Source organism: Leminorella richardii (genome assembly GCF_900478135.1).
GTDB lineage: Bacteria > Pseudomonadota > Gammaproteobacteria > Enterobacterales > Enterobacteriaceae > Leminorella > Leminorella richardii.
Genome location: NZ_LS483470.1, coordinates 1,176,937 through 1,196,623 on the forward strand (window position 1 = coordinate 1,176,937; position 19,687 = coordinate 1,196,623).

Sequence of the window (19,687 nt, forward strand, 5' to 3'; positions counted from 1 at the left end):
ATCTGAATAAGCTAACGCCTGAGGAACTACCATGGCCGGAAACAGTATTGGACAACTATTTCGCGTAACGACGTTTGGCGAGTCTCATGGTGTAGCCCTCGGCTGTATCGTTGACGGTGTGCCTCCGGGGCTACCGCTCACTGAAGAGGATCTTCAGCAGGACTTAGATCGCCGCCGTCCGGGAACTTCCCGCTATACGACTCAGCGTCGGGAGCCCGATAGCGTGCGCATTCTTTCTGGCGTGTTTGAGGGCGTGACGACAGGCACCAGCATTGGCCTGCTGATTGAAAACACCGATCAGCGTTCTCAGGACTACGGCGCGATTAAAGATCTGTTTCGCCCTGGGCATGCGGACTACACTTATCAGCAAAAATACGGCATCCGCGACTACCGCGGCGGTGGCCGTTCTTCTGCCCGTGAAACGGCGATGCGCGTGGCGGCAGGAGCCATTGCCAAGAAGTATCTACAGGAAAAACTCGGCGTTCGCGTTCGCGGCTATATGTCGCAGATGGGGAACATTCAGTGTGAACTGAAAGACTGGGCGCAGGTAGAGCAGAACCCGTTCTTCTGCCCTGACGTTGACCGTTTGGAAGCGCTGGACGAGCTGATGCGCGAGCTGAAAAAAGCGGGCGATTCTATTGGCGCTAGCGTAACGGTGGTCGCCGAAGGTATTCCCGTTGGGCTTGGCGAACCCGTATTTGACCGTCTGGACGCCGATCTGGCCCACGCGCTGATGAGCATCAACGCGGTGAAAGGCGTTGAAATTGGCGATGGCTTTGGCGTTGTCGGCCAGCGCGGCAGTGAGCACCGTGACGAAATTTCACCGCAGGGTTTTTTAAGCAACCATGCGGGCGGAATTTTGGGCGGTATCAGCAGCGGCCAGCAGATTACGGCTCGTATAGCCCTTAAGCCGACCTCTAGCATTACCGTGCCGGGGCGCACTATTAACAAGCAGGGCGAAGCGGTAGAGATGATCACCCGCGGCCGTCACGATCCCTGTGTAGGCATTCGCGCTGTACCGATTGCTGAAGCCATGATGGCCATCGTGCTTATGGATCACTTTTTGCGCCATCGCGCACAGTGTGCTGATGTAACAACGGACGTTCCTCGCTGGTAATTAGCGGCAGTAAAACACAGCGAAGATAAGAGACAGACAAAGGACAGTGAAAAGGACAGTGAAATGAAATACGGTTTTTTAGCCGCCGTCATGCTGGCGGCGAGCGCTTTTTCAGTATCGGCTGCGACGCCGTGGCAACAGGTCAAAGAACCCGTTCCCGGCGCCGCACAGGCTATCGGTGGCTTTTCTAACGGCTGTATTATCGGCGCTCAGCCTCTGCCTCTGAAAGGGGACGGTTATCAGGTAATGCGCACCGAAAAGCGCCGCTATTTTGGCCACCCAGACTTGCTGAACTTTATTGATCGCCTGACGCAGAAAACTCAGGCGCAGAGCCTGGGTGTTGTGCTGATTGGTGACATGGGAATGCCTGCAGGTGGGCGATTCGCCACCGGCCACGCTAGCCACCAGAGCGGGCTGGATGTGGACATTTGGCTTCAGCTGCCAGCGTCGCGCTGGAGCAGCGCACAGCTAAAAAGTCCCAGAGCGATCGATCTGGTTTCTGGAGATGGTAAGAGCGTTGTAGAGAGCCTGTGGTCAGCAGAGGTGGCTGAGCTGGTTAAGCTTGCCGCCAGCGATCGGGACGTTACCCGTCTCTTTGTACATCCGGCCATCAAGCAGAAGCTGTGCCAAACCGCCGGAACCGATCGCACTTGGCTGAGAAAGGTTCGCCCGTGGTTCGGTCATCGCGCGCATATGCACGTTCGCCTGCGCTGCCCGGCAGACAGTCTGGAGTGTGAAGAGCAGGCGGCTATCCCTGCCGGAGACGGCTGCGGTGCGGAGCTGACAAGCTGGCTGGAAGCCCCAGCCAAGCTGCCTAATGCCAAACCGAAGCCGCCGGTGATCCCTGAGCCGCCCGCTTCCTGTAAGGCGCTCATTGTGAATAACTTTAAGGCAAAATAGTTGATGGAGTGGTTCCCGCTCGGTACAGAGGTTTACGTTATCCTGTTTTTCGTTGCGATGATTGCGGGATTTATTGACTCTATTGCCGGAGGCGGGGGCCTTATCGGGCTGCCTGCGCTGCTGTCTGTGGGGCTCCCTCCGGCGCAGGCGTTAGCCACCAATAAACTACAGTCTATTGGCGGTTCGTTTTCCGCCAGCCTCTACTTTATTCGCCAGAAAGCGGTGGACTTAAAGGGGCAACGCTGGACCATTCTGTTAACTTTTATCGGCGCCATGATTGGCGCCATTTTGATCCAGCACATTCAGGCGGACATTCTGCGAGCTGTGCTGCCGGTGTTGGTTATCGCCATTGGGCTGTATTTCCTGTTTAGCCCGAAAGTGGGTGAACTCGAACGCCAGCAGCGATTGACGGTGTGGCCGTTCGCGTTTTGTATTGGTTTTTGCATCGGCTTTTATGACGGCTTTTTCGGCCCCGGTGCGGGTTCATTTTTCGCGCTGGGCTATGTCACGCTACAGGGCTTCACCCTGACACGCGCCACGGCGCACGCTAAGGTGCTCAACTTTACCTCCAACCTGGCGTCGCTGCTGTTTTTCATTCTCGGCGGCAAGGTGATTTGGAGTATTGGGCTGGTGATGCTGTGTGGACAGGTCATCGGCGCACGCACTGGTGCAAGGATGGTATTAAGCAAAGGGCAAAAGCTGATTCGCCCAATGCTGATCGCCGTTTCGTTTATCATGAGCATTAAGCTTATTTACGATAGCCACGGCGCAGAAATACAGAGCTGGCTGAGCCAATTCTTCCGCTAGCTCTGACTGATAATAAACAAGAATAAGATGGATATTCATGACTGTAACGCAAAAACATAATCCACAGGATCTCGTCGACCTGTTCGCTCAGACGTTTAAAGCACAGTATCAAACCGAATTGGTTAACGACGGCGATGAGCCGGTTTACCTTCCGGCAGGGGAAGATTCCCCTTACCACCGCATCATTTTCGCCCACGGCTTTTACGCCAGCGCGTTCCATGAAATTTCCCACTGGTGCATTGCCGGTGAAGAGCGTCGCAAGCTGGTGGATTACGGCTACTGGTACTGCCCGGACGGGCGCAGCGCTGAAAAACAGGCAGAGTTTGAAGTGGTTGAAATTAAGCCTCAGGCGCTGGACTGGCTGTTCTGTGCCGCATCGGACTATCCGTTCAACGTGAGCTGCGACAATCTGGACGGTAACTTTGATCCCGACCGCGTGGCTTTCCAGCGTAAGGTTCACGCTCAGGTGGTGGACTATCTGACTCACCGTAGCATACCTGAACGCGCTTTTCGCTTTGTTGAGGCGCTAAGAGCCTTTTATCATACCAAGCCGCTGACGCCGAGCGACTTTCCCTATCCTGAATATCCTGCGGGCTGGCAGTCGCCGATGTCGCAGTAGCTGAGGTATCCCATGATTGCACGACTTGAACAGAACATTCTGGCGCTGATTGATGAAAACGTAGAGCACGCCAGTGATGACGAGCTGTTTGCCGGTGGCTATCTGCGCGGGCACGTGACTTTGGCTGCGGCTCTGGCGGAAGATCAGGGCAGCACGTCTCTGGACGCGTACTCTGTGCTTATCGAAAAGAGCCTCGACGACGCTATTAAAGCCGGTGAGCTTTCGCCGCCGGATCGAGTGCTGGTGTTTGAACTGTGGCAGTCGCTAAAGAGTAAAGTGGCCTAATTTTTCTCTCTCAAGGCGACCTTTTAGGTCGCCGATGTTTATTCTCTATAATCACTCTTGGCTACCGTTCGCTTTTGGTGGCAACGTTGCTCCCTTAAGCAGCCTGCGTACCCATAGCCTGTTGGGGTTTAGCGCTGCCGACAGTTTGGCGGGCAGCGGCAGCGGCTCACCAAAAATCTGCCCGGCCAGCGTTTCCGCCATCAGTGGAGCCGAGCACAGTCCGCGAGAGCCAAGCCCACCCAGTACATAAAGGCCCTTCACTACAGGCGCCGATTCAATTTCTTCTCTCTGACGGATTTTTATTGCCAGCACCCGATAGCGCTCCAGCAAAAGGCTGACGTCAGGAGCTGAACCAACCATAGGCAGATGATCCCGCACTGCGCTGCGAACGCCGCAGCGAGCCAGACCTGCACTAACGTCAACGCGCATTGGCCATTCAGCATCAGGCAGGCAGCGGATCAGGCGCTGGCGGTTTTCCTGCTGTTCGCTATCTCTGTATTCAGCATTGTGTTCCCCGCGCCCATAGCTAGCGCCGATGCAGTGAAGGCGGCCGTCTGCGTCGACTGGCGTCATGTAGCCGTCATAGCAAATCACCTGTTGAAGCTGGCGTAATTCATCCGACGTTGGAATCTGGCTAACCTGACCGCGAACCGGCGTTAGCGGAAGCTCGCGAGTCTGAATAAAGTCGGTCAGGCGGTGACCGTTGGCTAGCACGACGGTGGCGTGGTGAGTCTGAGTGCCGTGGCTAAAATGCAGCGTCCAGCCGTTTTCATCAGGGCAGAGCTCGCTGAGCTGATGACAATAGTGAAGCTGCATTCCACAACGCACCGCCTTGCTTAAGGCCTCTTGAGTCAACTGGCGGGGCGACAGCCAGCCACCGAGAGGATAGTGAATACCGCCACAGCCGGTTGGTAGTCCACACAGCGCCTCGGTCTGCTGCTGTGTGACGGCATAGGCGATTTCAGAAGGAGGTAAAGAGGCCAGCATATTGTCGATTTTTTGGCGGCTTTTATCATCATAGCCAAGCTGAGTGACGCCGCACCATTGATTATCAAATGCCAGACCGCGCTGTAGCAGCTTGTCATAGCGCCACCGTGCAAAAAGAAACGCGTGGAGAAACGTCTCACTCAGCGCGTCGTCTCGATTGGAAAGCAGTGGATACAGCGCCCCCTGAGCGTTGCCAGAGGCTCCCTGAGCTGGTCTATCGTCTGCACAGTAGAGTGTTACGTTAGCGCCTCGGCGAAGCAGCGCGAGGGCGAGAAGGGCTGACGCTACGCCGCCGCCGATAATAGCTACGTCGTTGGGAACTTCTGCTGCCGGGCAGTGATACCAGGGATATTGATCTTTTGGCGCTTCGGGCAACTCGGCGCGTCGAGTACCGACCAGCATTTCCCGCTTGTTGCCAAAGCCCTTGATGCGTGAAACGTCAAAACCGGCCTGCTGTAGACCCCTGCGAACAAATCCGGCGGCGGTAAAGGTAGCAAAAGTGCCTGACGATGAGGCCATTCTCGCCATGCTGTTAAACAGCTGTGGCGTCCACATTTCCGGATTTTTCGACGGCGCGAAGCCGTCAAGAAACCAGGCATTAACCTGACCGAGGGTGTCGTCACCAAGAGTCGGTAGGATCTGGTTTACATCGCCGAACCATAGATCGAGGGTGACAGTGTCGTTGTCCAGCAGCAACCGATGGCAGCCGGGCAGAGCAGGCGGCCAGGACTGCTGAAGCTCTTGGCAAAGCGGTGCAAACTGCGGCCACGCGCAATGCACTTCTTGCAGGTCGCGCTGGCTCAGTGGGTATTTTTCAAAGCTGATAAAGTGCAGAGCCCTTAGCGGTGCATCGGGATAGGTCGCTCGAAACTGGCGGAAGGCTAGCCACAGAGTAAGGAAGTTGAGCCCGGTGCCGAAACCGGTTTCTGCCACCGTGAAGCGGCGTGCAGAGTGTGTGGAAAATCGATCCGGCAAGCCGTTGCCGTGTAAAAAAACGTAATGGGTTTCTTGCGGTCCATCCTGATTGGAAAAATAGACATCATCAAACGCTCGGGATACAGGTGTACCCTGTTCATTCCATTCAAGGAAAGCGTGTTCAATGGAGGATATATTCACGTTAAGAGACCGTTTTTCAAGTGCTGACGAGCGTTTAATGATGACCGACTTACATAGAAATTAACATATTTAATTAGATCTATTTTGCTGATCGGACTTGTTCAGCTTACATCTGTAAGCTAATCTGTTAGCCAAACTCCGTTATATGATAACAAGTAGAAAGAGGTCATTGATGAAACGTGCAGTTATCACCGGTTTAGGTGTTATATCGAGTATTGGTAATAATAAAGAGGAAGTTCTGGCATCTCTGGAGCTGGGGCGTTCCGGTATTACTCATGCTCAGGAACTGCAAGACGCAGGTATGCGCAGTCACGTCTGGGGAAATGTAAAACTGGATACGGCAGGACTGATCGACCGGAAAATCGCCCGCTTTATGAGCGATGCTTCCGTGTATGCCTACCTTTCTATGCAGGAAGCGATTAAAGACTCAGGCCTGGCGGATGAAGATGTATCTAACGAGCGCACGGGGCTGGTTGTTGGTTCTGGCGGCGGCTCTCCGCGCAGTCAGGTTGCTGGTGCAGACGGCATGCGCGCGCGCGGTATCCGCGGCGTGGGTCCGTACATGGTAACCAAGGCGATGGCTTCAGGGGTTTCTGCCTGCCTCGCCACGCCGTTTAAAATTCGCGGCGTTAACTATTCCATCAGTTCTGCGTGTGCAACGTCGGCTCACTGTATTGGCCACGCCGTTGAGCTGATTCAGCTTGGTAAGCAGGACGTTGTGTTCGCTGGCGGCGGTGAAGAGATGTGCTGGGAACTGGCATGTGAGTTTGACGCCATGGGCGCGTTGTCCACCAAGTACAATGAAATGCCTGAAAAGGCTTCTCGTACCTATGATTCAGAGCGCGACGGTTTTGTTATCTCCGGCGGCGGCGGCATGGTTGTCGTTGAAGAGCTGGAACACGCGCTGGCGCGCGGTGCCCATATCTATGGCGAAATCGTTGGCTACGGCGCAACGTCTGACGGTGCCGACATGGTCGCTCCATCCGGTGAAGGTGCAGTGCGCTGCATGAAGATGGCGATGCACGGTGTTGATACACCGATTGACTATCTGAACGTTCACGGCACCTCTACGCCGGTTGGCGACGTGAAAGAGCTTGGTGCGATTCGTGAAGTGTTTGGTAACAATACGCCTGCCATTTCATCGACTAAAGCAATGACCGGCCACGCGCTGGGTGCTGCGGGCGTTCATGAAGCCATTTACTCGCTGCTGATGCTGGAACACGGCTTTATTGCTCCTAGCATTAATATTGAGCAGCTGGATCCGGAAGCAGAAGGCATGAACATCGTAACCAAGACGACGCGTCAGGCTCTGACGACAGTCATGTCTAACAGCTTTGGCTTCGGCGGTACTAACGCAACGCTAGTGATGCGTAAATATCGTTAACCGGCCTCTACGTTAACCAGTTTCACTGAATACCGGCGATTTCTCGTCGGTATTTTTTTATCTGCGGGGTAAAACCCAGTCCTTTAATCGGGTATCATAGACTCAACGCTTATTATTCCTCTCGTTGAGCGCGTTTTTTGCCCACAAATAGAAAACGCGGCTGAGTGTATTTATGCCTTTAAATATGAAAAAGTCACCGGTACTTGTACCGGTGCTATTGCTGCTCGTTGCTATGCTTTCTATTCAAAGCGGAGCTTCTCTTGCTAAAACGCTGTTTCCAGTTATCGGTGCGCAGGGAATGACGGCACTGCGCCTGTGCCTGGGAACCATTATCCTAATGGCATTTCTGCGGCCTTGGCGTAAAAATGCGTCGCGTACGCCTGGCCCCGGGGCTCGCGGCTGGCTGGTAGCCTATGGGCTTTCTCTGGGCGGCATGAACCTGATGTTTTATATGGCGCTACAGACGGTGCCGCTAGGCATCGCGGTCGCCTTGGAGTTCATTGGTCCTCTGACCGTCGCCATGTTTTCTTCTCGTCGCGTCGTCGACTTCCTTTGGATTGCGCTAGTTATTGCCGGGCTGGCACTGCTGCTGCCGTTAAATCAGTCTGTTGACGGCGTGGATCCGGTCGGTGCGGGCTACGCGCTAGGGGCAGGGGTGTTCTGGGCGCTGTACATTATTTTCGGACAGCGGGCTGGGGAAAATTACGGCACTCGCTCTGTGGCCTTTGGCGCGATGATAGCAACGGTGATTGCTTTACCGGTTGGCGTTATGCATGCCGGAACCGATCTGTTTTCTTTAGCTATTTTGCCTACCGCTATCGGCGTGGCGATCCTGTCGACGGCGCTGCCCTATTCGCTGGAGATGGTTGCGCTTACGCGACTTCCGGCTCAGACCTTCGGCACGTTGACCAGCCTTGAGCCCGCGATGGGGGCGCTGTCTGGGCTGATCTTCCTCAATGAAACCCTGTCGCTAATACAGTGGCTGGGGCTGCTGGCTATTATCGTCGCCTCCATGGGGGCCTCATTGACGATCAGGCCAAAGGCGAAGGTCAGATCGGTGAAAAAGGCGCAAGCGACCGCTGAGTCTTAACATATAAAACGCCGCAGCTTGAACTGCGGCGTTTTTCCTATCAAGCCTATCAAGAACGTTAACGTGACTAGAGTTCGCTCAGCTGTTGCTGAAATTCACTGAGGTCGCCAATGTTTTTCTGCACCCATTCCGGGCAGTAATAGGTGTCCAGATAGCGCTCGCCGCTGTCGCACAGTAGGGTCACGATAGCGCCCTGTTCGCCGCGTTCTTTCATCCTTTTGGCTAGCTGAAGCGCGCCCCAGACGTTGGTGCCGGTAGAGGCGCCGGTCTTGCGGCCAAGGATTTTTTCTAACCAGAGGACGGTGGCGATACTGGCGGCATCCGGCACGTGGATCATTTCGTCAATGACCTGTGGGATAAACGACGGCTCCACACGCGGCCGCCCAATGCCCTCAATGCGGCTACAGGCAGTAGCCGGTGAACGATCTCCGGTTTGGTAGTAGCGATAGAACACTGAGCTTTCCGGATCGACCACGACGAGCTTTGTGTCATGTCCCTGATAGCGGATATAGCGACCCAGAGTGGCCGAAGTACCGCCGGTTCCGGCGCTCATGACGATATAGTCCGGCGTGGAATAGGGCTCTTTTGCCATCTGGCGGAAAATGCTGTCGGCAATGTTGTTATTGCCGCGCCAGTCGGTAGCCCGTTCAGCGTAGGTAAACTGATCCATGTAGTGGCCGTCAAGGGAGCTAGCTAGCGCTTTTGAGGCGGCGTAGATTTCAGACGGGTGTTTAACAAAGTGGCAGCGACCGCCGTAGAACTCAATCAGCTCGATTTTCTTTCTGGCGGTACAGTCAGGCATTACAGCGATAAAGGGCAAACCAAGCAGGCGTGCGAAGTAGGCTTCCGATACGGCGGTGCTGCCCGATGAAGCTTCAATAATCGTCGTATCCTGTTTTATCCACCCATTCGAGAGGCCGTATAAAAATAGGGAGCGCGCTAGGCGGTGCTTAAGGCTACCGGTGGGGTGCGTACTTTCATCTTTCAGATAAAGGTAAATACCGGGAAACTGGGGCAGGCACAGGCGAATAAGGTGCGTATCTGCTGAGCGCTGAAAGTCTGCTTCGATTTCACTGATGGCCTGTTTGGCCCATGGGCGCGTCATGGCTTTTCCCCTTATACTGTATTGTGTTTTGTCGATAGAGTGTCTATGCCATAGCGTAATCAGAACTGAGGAAAATGTTATTGCTATTTTCTCTGCCTTATCGCTAAATGAGAGAAAATTTTTCTCTTCGGTGGCGATATGCTAGATAAAATAGACCGCAAGCTTTTGGCTATGCTGCAAAAGGACTGTACACTTTCTCTACAGGCGCTGGCGGATGAGGTCAATCTGACGTCGACCCCCTGCTGGAAAAGGCTAAAGCGCCTTGAGGACGAAGGCTTTATTCGCCACCGAGTGGCGCTGCTGGATGCTGAAAAGCTGGGCTTGGCCTGACGGCGTTTGTTTTGATAAAAACTCAGTGCCACAGCAGCGAGTGGTATCAGCAGTTTGTGACCAGCGTGAGCGATATACCAGAAGTGATGGCGTTTTACCGTATGGCGGGTGAATACGACTACCTGATGCGGGTGCAGATAGCCGATATGAAGAGCTACGATCGCTTCTACAAGCGTCTGGTTAACAGCGTCAGCGGTCTTAGCGACGTGACCTCAAGCTTCGCCATGGAAGAGATAAAGTTTACTACCTGCCTGCCGCTCTCTGAGTGTAAATGAGAAATTGTTTCATTTAGAGCCGGTAAAAATGGTATTCTTACGGGTTCTATTAGTATCAATTTAGTGTCAATGCGTCATCAATGTGGCGAGCAGGCATCGCCGAGTAAATCAATACTGTGAAACTTTTTTCCCAACTGCGCTGGTTCTTTGTTCAAGAGTGGCGGCGCTACGTCGGCGCGGTTGCGCTATTGACCATTATTGCTGTGCTTCAACTGTTGCCTCCGAAGCTGGTAGGCATTGTCGTTGACGGCGTAACGCAACGAGAGATGGGTGTTAGCACACTGCTGATGTGGATCGGCGCCATCATTGGTACGGCGCTGGTTATTTATCTGCTGCGCTACGTGTGGCGCGTTTTGCTGTTTGGTGCGTCTTATCTACTAGCCGTTAAGCTTCGGCGGCAGCTTTATACACAGCTGAGCCGACAGTATCCTGACTTTTATTTGCGTCACCGAACCGGTGATTTGATTGCTCGCGCCACCAATGACGTCGATCGCGTGGTGTTCGCGGCGGGGGAGGGGGTGCTGACGCTGGTTGACTCTCTAGTGATGGGCTGTGCGGTGCTGGTGGTAATGAGTAGCCAAATCAGCTGGCAGTTGACGCTGTTTTCCCTGTTGCCGATGCCGATTATGGCCATCTTTATCAAGCGTTACGGCGCACAGTTACACCATCGCTTTCGCGCCGCTCAGGCAGCGTTCTCTTCACTCAACGATAAAACTCAGGAAAGCCTGACCAGCATTCGCATGATTAAGGCCTTTGGTCTGGAAGAGCATCAGGCCTGCGCCTTTGCCGACGTGGCGGCCGATGCGGGTAAGAAAAATATGCTGGTGGCGCGCGTTGACGCCCGTTTCGACCCGACAATTTATCTTGCCGTTGCCTGCGCCAATATGCTGGCGGTCGGCGGCGGCAGCTGGATGGTGATCCATAACCATATGACGCTGGGGCAGTTGACTAGCTTTGTCATGTATCTGGGATTAATGATCTGGCCAATGCTGGCGCTGGCGTGGATGTTCAACATTGTTGAGCGCGGTAGTGCAGCCTATGCCCGCGTTTCGGCGCTGATGGAGGAAACTCCCAGTGTGATTGACGGTGAAGGTTCTTTGCCCGAAGGGCGAGGCGCTCTGGATATTAATGTGCGTCGTTTCTGCTATGCGGGATCGGAGCGCACTGCATTAGAAAACGTCAGTGTGCGGCTAGAGCTCGGTGAAACGCTGGGTCTGTGCGGACCTATAGGCTCGGGGAAAAGCACACTGCTGGCTCTTATTCAGCGGCAGTTTGACCCTACAGAGGGCGAAATTTGTTTCCAGGGCGTGCCGCTGACTCAAGTGTCCCTGTCTGAGTGGCAGTCCAGACTGTCTGTTGTGAGCCAAACGCCGTTTCTATTTTCTGCCAGCGTGGCGGAAAACATTGCCCTAGGCCGACCAGAGGCTACACGAGAAGAAGTGGAGCGTGCCGCTGCTCTGGCCTGCGTGCATGAAGATATTCTCAATTTTCCTCAGGGATATGAGACTGAGGTTGGCGAACGGGGCGTGATGCTCTCCGGCGGGCAAAAGCAGCGTATTTCTATTGCCCGCGCGCTGCTGGTGGAAAGCGAAATCCTGATTCTCGACGATGCGCTGTCCGCGGTGGACGGCCGGACGGAATATCAAATTTTGCAAAACCTTCGCCAGTGGGGAAAACAGAGAACGCTTATCGTGAGCGCTCACCGTCTGTCCGGACTGGTGAATGCCGGAGAAATTCTGGTTTTGCAGGAGGGGGCAGTTTCGCAGCGCGGAACTCACGCTCAGCTGACCGAGGAAAAGGGCTGGTATCGCAATATGTATCGCTATCAACAGCTGGAGGCCGCGCTGGATGAGTAATACCGCTTCAACGCCGCGCCAGCTGTGGCCAACGCTAAAGCGCCTGTTTTCCTATGGGCTTCCCTACCGTCGCCCGCTGTCTCTGGCGGCGCTGCTGCTGTGGTTAGCGGCCGGGGCAGAGGTATGCGGCCCGGCGCTGATCAGCTACTTTATCGACAATATGGTGGCGAAAAACCAGATGCCGCTGGATAAAGTTCTGCCTTTGGCGGCAGTTTTTCTGCTGCTGCAAATTCTAGCCGCCTCGTTGCGCTACAAGCAGGCTCTCTTGTTTAACGGTGCGGCGGTTGGCGTCGTGCAAAACGTGCGCAGCGACGTGATGGCTGCGGCGCTGAAGCAGCCGCTGTCGGTGTTTGACACTCAGCCGGTCGGGCAGCTTATCTCAAAAGTTACCAATGATACCGAGGTGATTAAAGACCTCTACGTCACGGTTGTTGCCACATTGCTTCGCAGCGCTGCCCTGATCAGCGCCATGCTGATTGCTATGTTTAGCCTGAGCTGGCGAATGGCGCTGATAGCGCTGGCGATCTTCCCTGTCGTTCTGGTGCTGATGATCCTCTATCAGCGCTTCAGTACGCCGGTTATCCGTCAGGTAAGAAGCCTGCTGGCCGATATTAACAACAGCTTTAATGAGGCCATCGGCGGCATGGCGGTATTGCAGCAGTTTGGTCAGCAGAAGCGATTTGGTGAAAAGCTGGAAGAGGTGAATCTGGCCCACTATCGGATGCGCCTGAAGTCACTGCGGCTGGAAAGCCTATTGCTAAGGCCTCTGCTAAGCCTAATCTCGGCGACCATATTAAGCGGGCTGCTGCTGACGTTCGGCCTTAGCCCTGAAGGCAGTATCGGCGTCGGCGTGCTGTATGCCTTTATCAACTATCTCTCGAGGCTGAATGAACCGCTGATTGAGCTGGCTTCTCAACAGGCGATGCTGCAGCAAGCTGTAGTGGCCGGTGAACGTATTTTTGACCTTATGGACGGCGAGCTACAGCGCTACGGTGACGATGAGCGACCGCTGTCTTCTGGAAAAATTGACATTCAGGGTCTGAGCTTTGCCTATAGTGAAGAAAAGCCAGTGCTTAAGAACATTAACCTGTCTGTTCCTTCTCGGCATTTTGTCGCACTGGTTGGCCATACCGGCAGCGGGAAGAGCACATTGGCACACCTGCTGATGGGCTACTATCCCATCACGCAGGGTTCAATAACGCTAGACGGCAGGCCGCTGCCCAGTTTGAGCCATCGCACGCTGCGCGACGGTGTGGCGATGGTGCAGCAGGATCCCGTCGTTCTGGCGGATACCGTCTACGCCAACGTGACCCTAGGACGAGACGTCAGCGAGTCGCGAGTGTGGGAGGTTTTAGAACAGGCCCAGCTTGATGCGCTAGTAAGGAAAATGCCTCAAGGGCTGAAAACGGTTTTAGGCGAACAGGGTAACAACCTCTCGGTAGGGCAGAAGCAGCTGCTGGCGCTGGCTAGAGTGCTGGTGAAAACTCCTCAGGTGCTGATTTTGGACGAAGCGACAGCCAACATTGATTCGGGTACAGAAAGAGCCATCCATCATGCCCTTAATGCTATTAGGCACCAGACAACGCTGGTGGTGATTGCTCACCGACTGTCGACTATTGTGGATGCGGACAGCATTGTCGTGCTCAATCGCGGTGAAATCGTGGAATCCGGTACCCATGCGCAGCTGCTGAAAAGCCAGGGGCGTTACTATCAGATGCATCAGCTACAGCTGGCAGCGACTGCGTTAGGTGAGTCAGTGACTACTGTCTGATGCTGGAGCGATTTTGTGATAGTCGTTTTGGCTTTTTGCACTCGCGGTAAGAATTAAATTATCGACAAAGTATGACTGCAGTTACAGGCCGTACGTTTTTTAATCTTCTGATTTTTCTTTCTACTTTCAAATAATAAGAGAAATGAGCGATGGACAATAAGCGACTTTAGCCGCTTTACTCTGTCGCTTCCTCTCTTACTTTCCACATTCTGCTTTCGTTATTCAATGAATTTATTGGCTATTTTCTCCCGATGTGAAAGATCGCGAAGTTACAAATTATTTACATGGGAATTACTTTATTTTGACTCACTCTGACGGTCTGAGGTCTATGCTTTAAACCAGATTTAACGAGAACCTATGTGGCGCTAAATCAGACGTTAGGGGCGGAAGCGTTCCGTACCGTAAATAACTTGTCGTCAATAAAGTGTATTCCCTTGAGGATGTTACCTATGAAAAAGCTGTTACCGTTAGCTGTTGCTTCACTGTTTGTTCTGTCTGGCTCTGTTTTTGCTGCGGAAACTGCCGCCGCGCCAGCCGCTGCCGCTGAAACCCAGCAGGCTGCAGCACCGGCTCACCATAAGGCCGTTGATAAGAGCAAGCAGCATAAAAAACACGCTAAGAAAAAAGCAGAAGCGCAAAAGCCCGCTCAGCCTGAAGCTCAACAGCCTGTCGCCAAGTAATTGATCAATTGGCGTCACAGCCTTATGTACATATAGCGTTTGAAAACTCTCAAAACCCGGCCAACGTCGCCGGGTTTTTTTATGCACTATTTTAGTGCTGACTGAGGCTGACCGCGCACTTCTGAGGCGATACCTCCCATGAATGTGGCGGTGGTTATTGGCGTTAGCGCTAGATCATTGCATGCGAATAAATAAATTCCTCTAGGTTATCAATTGGCTGCTTGTTCGGCAGCCTCTTTCTCACTCTCTTTTTAACTCCGTATCTAAACGCTGGCATACAAATTGCTGATGTCTTAATGGCAGGCGAGTTGCCGCCAGGGGGTGGTTTTTAAATGAGGGGGAAAGCGCAATGAAACTGGTTACTGTCATTATCAAGCCGTTCAAGCTAGAAGACGTCAGAGAGGCGCTGTCAACGATAGGCATTCAGGGGCTGACGGTTACAGAGGTGAAGGGATTTGGTCGCCAGAAAGGCCATGCAGAGCTGTATCGCGGCGCAGAGTACAGCGTTAACTTTTTACCAAAGGTAAAGATTGATATTGCGATGACCGATGAGCAGGTTGAAAGTGCCATCGCAGCCATTACTGAAGCAGCCTATACCGGCAAGATTGGCGATGGGAAAATCTTTGTGACGGAGCTGCAGCGGGTGGTGCGGATCCGCACCGGCGAGACGGATGAAGGGGCGCTGTGATATTCGCCGTTGGCATGACTTTTTAGGGGAGAGGGCAATGAAAACATATGTATCCTGTTCTGTGGCAGTGCTGTTGGCGACGCTTCCCGGTGTCGCAATGGCAGAGGCCGTGGCTGACAAGGCGGACAGCGCCTTTATGATGATAAGCACCGCACTGGTACTGTTTATGAGTATTCCCGGTATTGCGCTGTTCTATGGTGGCCTGCTGAGAGCGAAGAACGTGCTTTCTCTGCTGACTCAGGTGATAGCCAGCTTTTCTTTAGTAAGCGTGCTGTGGGTAGTTTATGGCTATAGCCTCGCCTTCGGTGAGGGGAACGATATTATCGGTAACCTGAACGGTCTGATGCTGAAAGACATTCATCTGACTGACGTCACAGGGACGTTTTATAAGCTGATTCATGTAGCGTTTCAGGGCTCGTTTGCCTGCATTACCGTTGGGTTGATTGTTGGTGGTTTTGCTGAGCGGATCCGGTTTTCTGCGGTAATGCTGTTTGTTCTGATCTGGTTTACGCTGGCCTATTTGCCGATGGCGCATATGGTGTGGGGCGGCGGTTACCTGTTTAAGCTGGGAGCTATCGACTTTGCCGGTGGTACCGTGGTGCATATTAACGCGGCCATTGCGGCACTGGTGGGCGCCTATATGCTGGGGAAACGCCGTGGAATAGGGCGAGAAGCCTTTAAGCCTCACAGCCTACCAATGGTGTTTATCGGAACGGCCATACTTTACATCGGCTGGTTTGGCTTTAACGCTGGTTCAGCCAGCAGCGCGAATGAAATCGCGGCCCTAGCCTTTATTAACACCATGACCGCAACGGCGGGAGCCGTACTGGGGTGGCTGGGAGCCGAGTGGACGCTGCGGGGGAAGCCCTCGCTTCTGGGAGCTTGCTCAGGCTGTATTGCCGGGCTGGTGGCTATTACGCCGGCAGCGGGGTCGGTAGGGATTGGCGGCGCTCTGGTGCTTGGCGTTGTCGCTGGCATAGCCGGGCTTTGGGGCGTTGTGGTACTTAAGTCGTGGCTGAAGGCTGATGATACCTGTGATGTATTTGGCGTACACGGTGTCTGCGGGATTGTTGGATGTATCGGAACCGGTATTTTAACGTCAGCCGCTCTGGGTGGAACGGGCTATGCCGAGGGTGTGACAATGCTCAAGCAGGTCGGCATACAGGCTGCTAGCGTAGTGGTGTGTCTGCTGTGGTCGGGCATAGTGGCCTTTGTGGCTTACAAAATTGCGGATATCTGTCTGGGACTGCGCGTATCGGAAGAAACGGAGCGGGAAGGGCTGGACGTCAACAGCCATGGCGAAAGCGCTTACAACCCGTAGTGAGCATGATAAGTGATGAACTGGTTACCCCGTGCTTGGCGCGGGTAACTCTTTTCAGCGGAAAAGCTTTAGCGCTAAAGCGCCTCGTTCTGGTGAAGGCGAATGACGCCTTCCTGAGCGGTTGAGGCGATAAGCAGTCCTTGACGGGTAAAAAATTGGCCGCGAACAAAGCCACGAGCACCGCTGGCAGAAGGGCTATCAACGGCGTAGAGGATCCAGTCGTCAAGGCGAAACGGCCGATGGAACCAGATAGAGTGGTCGATGGTGGCAACCTGCATACCCGGTTGAAACAGCGCCACACCGTGAGGCTGAAGCGCGGTTAGCAGAAAATGAAAATCAGACGCATAGCCTAACAGGTATTTATGTATGCCCAGATCGTTGGGCATATCGCCGTTAGCTTTGAACCAGGCGTAGCGCACCGGCTTGTCAACTTCTGCCTTATGCATGGGATAAAGCTTCACCGGTCGGATCTCCAGCGGCATTTCCTGACAGAAAGGGTTGTTAAGCCCGCCGGGCAGGAACTGAGCCATCTTTCTGGCAATTTCTGTTTCTGAAATAAGGGATTCCGGCTGTGGCACGTCCGGCATTGAAGGCATTTGGTGATCAAAGCCGGGTTCATCGCTTTGGTAGGAGGCCGTCATATAGAACAGCTTTTGCCGGTTCTGATAGGCGCTGACGCGCCGCGTGCTGAAGCTGTTGCCATCGCGAATAGTTTCTACTTCATAGTCAACAGGTTGAGTACCGTCTCCGGGGCGCAGAAAATAGCTGTGGCATAAGTGCACGCGTCTTTCAGGAAGAACCGTTTGCTTGGCGGCGGAAAGCGCCTGCCCAATAACCTGACCGCCAAACAGCTGCTTTAATCCAAGGCTTTGGCTTTGGCCACGAAACCGCGTTTCATCTATTTTTTCCAGCTGTAGTAGTGTTAAGAGGCTTTGTAAAACGTTACTCATTAAAACTCAATCCCGTGTAGTGCCAGCGGTGCGCTGGATTTTATGAGAACAATCGAGACGTTAAGTGTAGCGCCATTTCCCGCCTGAGGGGAATATAGGGGCTTTTTTACGATCCCACCAATTAGCGTTTAATGACGTTTTTTTTACATAATTTAAAAAAATCATTCAATTTTTGACGTTAATTTAGACGGCTTAACTGAGTTTTTGCATTTTTTGGGCTATAGTTGAGGCTGTAACCTGATGTAACAAGGAGATTGAGATGCATTTTTTAAAAGTATTAAGTGGTGCAGCACTGGCTGCGGCTCTGGTTGGATGTAGCGCAGCAGATCAAGCGCCTACAGGCCCGCAGGTTACCGGATCGGTGGCCTATCGTGAGCGCATTGCGCTGCCAAAGAATGCTAACGTGACCGTTACGCTGGCTGATATTTCACGCGCAGACGCTCCGGCGAGAGTGCTTTCTTCAGTGACCTTCCCTGCGAAAGGCAAGCAGGTACCGTTCAGTTTCTCACTGCCCTATAAGCCAGAACAGCTGGTAGGCGCACAGACAGTTTCTCTGTTTGCCACTATCTCTGTTGACGGCAAGCTTCTTTACACCTCTACGTCGGTTAACGAAGTGCTGACTAACGGCAGCCCGGCGGAGCGTAACGTACTGCTGGAGCGCGTTCAGCCTTAAGCTTAAGCGCTACGTGGCAGAGCCCGGATATTCTAGGGCTCTGTCAGCCAACCGTATTTTTTAAAGCTAATGCGTCCGCTTTGGCTAAACAGTATCCCCTCAGCAAGCAGCGCGTCTCTTTGCCGAATAAAGTCCGGCCCGGTCAATGATATTTTTCCCTGTGAGTTGATAACCCGAAACCACGGTAGCGTGCTGCCCTGAGGAAGCCGACTTAGTAGTGTTCCGACGTGGCGGGCATAGCCAGGAAATCCCGCCAGCCGAGCAATGCTGCCGTAAGTGGTCACTTTCCCTTCGGGAATAGAGGCAACAACGGTATAAACCTGAACGGGAAACGATGTCTCGTCAAACTCCATGATGAATCGCTCCTTAGGGGCGGGCTCTGCGGATAAGTGAGCTCTATTTTGCCGAGGAGTTTGCCTTTGGGCAAGAAAGCGGCACCTGTTCCTCTGCGGCTTGCAATTACTGTCGGCATGCCTGATAATGCCCACCGCTTCGGTTTTCCGGAGTCGTCAATGGGGGCTCTGTTGGTTCTCCCGCAACGCTAACTTGTGAACTCGGTCAGGTCCGGAAGGAAGCAGCCGCAGCAGGCGTCGCGTGTGCCGGGATGTAGCTGGCAGGGCCCCCACCCATTTAGCGCTTTCGCGCTGTCAATTCCCACTCTTTTTCTTCTTATCTATGGCTCTTTTTGGGCTAACCGGCTTAGTAAAAATGCTCACGCGCTGCCGATAAACAGACCCGTAGCAAAGACTAACAGACCGCCAATGACTACCTGAAACGAAGCCTGTAGCAAGGGCGTATCCATATAGCGATTGCGTATCCATGAGATGGCCGCCAGCTCAACGATGACTACGCCGATAGAGACGGTCATGGCTGTCCAGAAGTGGGTTATCAGGAAGGGGAGGGTATGTCCCAGTCCGCCTAGCGTTGTCATAACACCGCAGGCCGCACCCCGAAGCCAAGGGTTTCCCCGCCCGGTTAGTGAGCCGTTATCGGAAACCGCTTCGGCAAAGGCCATCGAGATCCCCGCGCCTACCGATGCTGCAAGGCCGACCAAAAATGCCTGCCAGCTGTCTTTGGTTGCCAGCGCGGCGGCAAAGACCGGCGCTAGCGTGGAAACAGAGCCGTCCATGAGGCCTGCCAGAGAGGGCTGAACGATTTGAAGAACGAACAGCCGACGGGAAGACTTTTCTTCTTTTTCTTTAACAGCAGGGCTAACGAACTGCCGTTCAAGACATTCGGCCTTTTGCTGATGGCGAAACTCTTCGGCAGACAGGTCTCCCAGCAGCTGGCGGATATGCACGTTGGTCGCTTTCTGTGCCGCCTGAGAGTAAAAGCGCTGGGTTTCCATCTCCATCACTTCTGACTGCTTACGCACGCTGTCGATACTCAGTGGCCGGCTGAGCCAGATGGCTTTTCGTTCCACAAATCCTTTGACGTCCTGACGGCGAATAAGCGGAATATGGTCGCCAAACGTTTCTTTATAGAGGGTAAGAAGTCGATGGCGGTGGCTGTCTTCTTCTTTGGCCATGAGGGAAAAGATCCGCGCGGAATCGGGGTAGGTTTCCCTTAACCCTTCGGCAAATTCGCGATAGATTTTATTGTCTTCTTCTTCCAGGGAGATCGCGAGCGCCAGAATTTCCCGTTCAGAAAGGTCGGAAAAGTTCTTCATATGCTTCGTCCGTTTTGAATGTACAAATAACTGATGACACTGCCTAATTAATAGTAAACCCAGA

18 protein-coding genes, 1 other RNA gene and 1 pseudogene are annotated in these 19,687 nt (G+C 53.6%); 15 read left to right on the forward strand and 5 right to left on the reverse strand.

Translation table 11 applies throughout. The features are described from left to right. Positions 1-31: 31 nt before the first annotated feature. The 5 genes from aroC (at position 32) to DQM29_RS05640 (ending at position 3,728) form a co-directional block, all read left to right on the forward strand. Positions 32-1,117 (forward strand): chorismate synthase, encoded by a 1,086-nt coding sequence (gene aroC / locus DQM29_RS05620; RefSeq protein ID WP_111739683.1) that lies wholly within the window; start codon positions 32-34, stop codon positions 1,115-1,117. A gap of 63 nt (positions 1,118-1,180) precedes the next feature. Further along, the gene (gene mepA / locus DQM29_RS05625; RefSeq protein ID WP_111739684.1) at positions 1,181-2,017 is read left to right on the forward strand and encodes a penicillin-insensitive murein endopeptidase; all 837 of its coding nucleotides are present in this window, start codon (positions 1,181-1,183) and stop codon (positions 2,015-2,017) included. Positions 2,018-2,020: 3 nt separating this feature from the next. After that, positions 2,021-2,824, forward strand: a complete 804-nt coding sequence (locus tag DQM29_RS05630) for a TSUP family transporter (RefSeq protein ID WP_111739685.1) — start codon at positions 2,021-2,023, stop codon at positions 2,822-2,824. Positions 2,825-2,861: 37 nt separating this feature from the next. Further along, the gene (locus tag DQM29_RS05635; protein WP_111739686.1) at positions 2,862-3,443 is read left to right on the forward strand and encodes an elongation factor P hydroxylase; all 582 of its coding nucleotides are present in this window, start codon (positions 2,862-2,864) and stop codon (positions 3,441-3,443) included. 12 nt (positions 3,444-3,455) lie between these two features. Further along, positions 3,456-3,728 carry a YfcL family protein gene (locus tag DQM29_RS05640; RefSeq protein WP_111739687.1) on the forward strand — a complete coding sequence of 91 codons (273 nt, stop codon included), beginning with the start codon at positions 3,456-3,458 and terminating at the stop codon, positions 3,726-3,728. 51 nt (positions 3,729-3,779) lie between these two features. Here the strand turns inward: DQM29_RS05640 and mnmC are convergent, their stop codons facing one another. Beyond that, entirely contained in the window at positions 3,780-5,831 is a 2,052-nt protein-coding gene (mnmC, locus tag DQM29_RS05645; RefSeq protein ID WP_111739688.1) for a bifunctional tRNA (5-methylaminomethyl-2-thiouridine)(34)-methyltransferase MnmC2/FAD-dependent 5-carboxymethylaminomethyl-2-thiouridine(34) oxidoreductase MnmC1, read from the reverse strand. Between the two features lie 172 nt (positions 5,832-6,003). Here mnmC and fabB point away from each other — a divergent pair, with 172 nt between their 5' ends. Both fabB and rhtA read left to right on the forward strand, forming a co-directional pair. Beyond that, entirely contained in the window at positions 6,004-7,215 is a 1,212-nt protein-coding gene (gene fabB / locus DQM29_RS05650) for a beta-ketoacyl-ACP synthase I (RefSeq protein ID WP_111739689.1), read from the forward strand. A 172-nt stretch (positions 7,216-7,387) separates the two neighbouring features. Next, positions 7,388-8,305 (forward strand): threonine/homoserine exporter RhtA, encoded by a 918-nt coding sequence (rhtA, locus tag DQM29_RS05655; RefSeq protein ID WP_111739690.1) that lies wholly within the window; start codon positions 7,388-7,390, stop codon positions 8,303-8,305. Positions 8,306-8,372: 67 nt separating this feature from the next. On the opposite strand, the gene DQM29_RS05660 is transcribed toward rhtA, so the two are convergent. Then, positions 8,373-9,410: a PLP-dependent cysteine synthase family protein gene (locus DQM29_RS05660; protein WP_111739691.1), complete on the reverse strand. Its 1,038-nt coding sequence runs from the start codon at positions 9,408-9,410 to the stop codon at positions 8,373-8,375. A 138-nt stretch (positions 9,411-9,548) separates the two neighbouring features. Between DQM29_RS05660 and DQM29_RS05665 the strand changes: the two are divergent. The 6 genes and pseudogenes from DQM29_RS05665 (at position 9,549) to amtB (ending at position 16,331) form a co-directional block, all read left to right on the forward strand. Then, positions 9,549-10,015 (forward strand): annotated as a pseudogene (locus DQM29_RS05665) (Lrp/AsnC family transcriptional regulator). A gap of 116 nt (positions 10,016-10,131) precedes the next feature. Then, a complete protein-coding gene (locus DQM29_RS05670; RefSeq protein WP_111739692.1) occupies positions 10,132-11,871 on the forward strand; it encodes a SmdA family multidrug ABC transporter permease/ATP-binding protein in 1,740 nt (579 codons plus the stop codon). After that, positions 11,864-13,642: a SmdB family multidrug efflux ABC transporter permease/ATP-binding protein gene (locus DQM29_RS05675; protein ID WP_111739693.1), complete on the forward strand. Its 1,779-nt coding sequence runs from the start codon at positions 11,864-11,866 to the stop codon at positions 13,640-13,642. The genes DQM29_RS05670 and DQM29_RS05675 overlap by 8 nt, the downstream gene beginning before the upstream one ends. Before the next feature lie 449 nt (positions 13,643-14,091). Continuing rightward, positions 14,092-14,322 (forward strand): hypothetical protein, encoded by a 231-nt coding sequence (locus DQM29_RS05680; protein ID WP_111739694.1) that lies wholly within the window; start codon positions 14,092-14,094, stop codon positions 14,320-14,322. Between the two features lie 349 nt (positions 14,323-14,671). Beyond that, entirely contained in the window at positions 14,672-15,010 is a 339-nt protein-coding gene (gene glnK / locus DQM29_RS05685; RefSeq protein WP_111739695.1) for a P-II family nitrogen regulator, read from the forward strand. Between the two features lie 37 nt (positions 15,011-15,047). Next, positions 15,048-16,331, forward strand: coding sequence for an ammonium transporter AmtB (gene amtB, locus DQM29_RS05690; RefSeq protein ID WP_111739696.1), 1,284 nt, complete (start codon positions 15,048-15,050; stop codon positions 16,329-16,331). A gap of 74 nt (positions 16,332-16,405) precedes the next feature. On the opposite strand, the gene tesB is transcribed toward amtB, so the two are convergent. Next, positions 16,406-17,281, reverse strand: coding sequence for an acyl-CoA thioesterase II (gene tesB / locus DQM29_RS05695; RefSeq protein WP_111739697.1), 876 nt, complete (start codon positions 17,279-17,281; stop codon positions 16,406-16,408). 259 nt (positions 17,282-17,540) lie between these two features. Here tesB and DQM29_RS05700 point away from each other — a divergent pair, with 259 nt between their 5' ends. Continuing rightward, complete coding sequence (locus DQM29_RS05700) at positions 17,541-17,954, forward strand: YbaY family lipoprotein (RefSeq protein WP_111739699.1); 414 nt, start codon at positions 17,541-17,543, stop codon at positions 17,952-17,954. 32 nt (positions 17,955-17,986) lie between these two features. Here DQM29_RS05700 and DQM29_RS05705 read toward each other — a convergent pair whose 3' ends face one another. Continuing rightward, positions 17,987-18,307 (reverse strand): MGMT family protein, encoded by a 321-nt coding sequence (locus tag DQM29_RS05705; RefSeq protein ID WP_111739701.1) that lies wholly within the window; start codon positions 18,305-18,307, stop codon positions 17,987-17,989. A 169-nt stretch (positions 18,308-18,476) separates the two neighbouring features. On the opposite strand from DQM29_RS05705, the gene ffs reads away from it, so the two are divergent. Continuing rightward, positions 18,477-18,573, forward strand: an RNA gene (ffs, locus tag DQM29_RS05710) — signal recognition particle sRNA small type. A 93-nt stretch (positions 18,574-18,666) separates the two neighbouring features. Here ffs and mbfA read toward each other — a convergent pair. Continuing rightward, positions 18,667-19,623, reverse strand: a complete 957-nt coding sequence (gene mbfA, locus DQM29_RS05715) for an iron exporter MbfA (RefSeq protein ID WP_111739703.1) — start codon at positions 19,621-19,623, stop codon at positions 18,667-18,669. Positions 19,624-19,687: the final 64 nt, after the last annotated feature.

Bases quoted from the DNA above. Each gene is read 5' to 3' on its own strand.
- aroC (WP_111739683.1), top strand. From the start codon at position 32: ATGGCCGGAAACAGTATTGGACAACTATTTCGCGTAACGACGTTTGGC.
- DQM29_RS05680 (WP_111739694.1), top strand. From the start codon at position 14,092: ATGAAAAAGCTGTTACCGTTAGCTGTTGCTTCACTGTTTGTTCTGTCT.
- tesB (WP_111739697.1), bottom strand. From the start codon at position 17,281: ATGAGTAACGTTTTACAAAGCCTCTTAACACTACTACAGCTGGAAAAA.
- DQM29_RS05660 (WP_111739691.1), bottom strand. From the start codon at position 9,410: ATGACGCGCCCATGGGCCAAACAGGCCATCAGTGAAATCGAAGCAGAC.
- mepA (WP_111739684.1), top strand. From the start codon at position 1,181: ATGAAATACGGTTTTTTAGCCGCCGTCATGCTGGCGGCGAGCGCTTTT.
- DQM29_RS05640 (WP_111739687.1), top strand. From the start codon at position 3,456: ATGATTGCACGACTTGAACAGAACATTCTGGCGCTGATTGATGAAAAC.
- fabB (WP_111739689.1), top strand. From the start codon at position 6,004: ATGAAACGTGCAGTTATCACCGGTTTAGGTGTTATATCGAGTATTGGT.
- glnK (WP_111739695.1), top strand. From the start codon at position 14,672: ATGAAACTGGTTACTGTCATTATCAAGCCGTTCAAGCTAGAAGACGTC.
- DQM29_RS05630 (WP_111739685.1), top strand. From the start codon at position 2,021: ATGGAGTGGTTCCCGCTCGGTACAGAGGTTTACGTTATCCTGTTTTTC.
- DQM29_RS05700 (WP_111739699.1), top strand. From the start codon at position 17,541: ATGCATTTTTTAAAAGTATTAAGTGGTGCAGCACTGGCTGCGGCTCTG.
- DQM29_RS05635 (WP_111739686.1), top strand. From the start codon at position 2,862: ATGACTGTAACGCAAAAACATAATCCACAGGATCTCGTCGACCTGTTC.
- amtB (WP_111739696.1), top strand. From the start codon at position 15,048: ATGAAAACATATGTATCCTGTTCTGTGGCAGTGCTGTTGGCGACGCTT.
- mbfA (WP_111739703.1), bottom strand. From the start codon at position 19,623: ATGAAGAACTTTTCCGACCTTTCTGAACGGGAAATTCTGGCGCTCGCG.
- rhtA (WP_111739690.1), top strand. From the start codon at position 7,388: ATGCCTTTAAATATGAAAAAGTCACCGGTACTTGTACCGGTGCTATTG.
- DQM29_RS05675 (WP_111739693.1), top strand. From the start codon at position 11,864: ATGAGTAATACCGCTTCAACGCCGCGCCAGCTGTGGCCAACGCTAAAG.
- DQM29_RS05705 (WP_111739701.1), bottom strand. From the start codon at position 18,307: ATGGAGTTTGACGAGACATCGTTTCCCGTTCAGGTTTATACCGTTGTT.